The organism is Vibrio sp. 2134-1 (assembly GCF_033339495.1).
The window spans coordinates 1-700 of sequence record NZ_JAWOUS010000422.1; the positions used below are offsets into that span (position 1 = coordinate 1).

1 protein-coding gene is annotated in these 700 nt (G+C 40.7%); it reads right to left on the bottom strand.

Annotated elements, in window-relative coordinates:
- Positions 1 to 700: GlxA family transcriptional regulator (locus tag R7R78_RS26390; RefSeq protein ID WP_225474645.1), on the bottom strand; the 700-nt coding region annotated here is incomplete at both ends.

A 700-nucleotide genomic window follows, 5' to 3' on the forward strand; every position in this document is an offset into this window, starting at 1 on the left:
TGACTTGCAACTTCATCAATTGACAACTTTGTTGACCTCAACAGTTCTTTTGCAAAAGATAAGCGCCCTAACTGAATAAACTTTAGCGGACTGATGGATGTCGCCTCTTTAAATCGGCGTTTTAACTGCCGTTCTGATAAGCAAGCTTCATTCGCTAAATCACTGATAGATACGATGTCTAGATCCGTGGTGAGAATCCATTTTTGGATTTTTAGAATCAGCTCATCTCTGTGTTGCATGTAACGGAAAACATCACAGTATGAATGAGAGTTTCCACTGCTCTCTATTGTACTTAAAAACTGGTTACCAAGGTTTCGAGTGTGCTTTCCAAAATACTCTTCTACTATTTCCAGCATCACACTTGAGTGAGAGTAAGGTCCAGACGAAAGATAGACGTTTCCGTCAATGAGTGCTTTCTGCTCAGTCATGAGCATTATCTCAGGGAACAGTTCGCCAAAGAGGTGGGCGAAGTAAGAATGCATTACAGCTTTGTTTTGCTGCAAAAGACCGGCTTTCGCGACGACAAAAATACCAGTGTCAATTGCAACTATTTTGCTGCCTTTTAGGTGTAACTCTCTGATCCAATCGAACAATGCAGGATCGATATTATCTAACGATTCTAAAGGATCGCCAATTGAGCCAATGATTAATATGTTTGTAAAATCAAATGATTGCCATTGTGCGGTGGGTTGAACGCTGA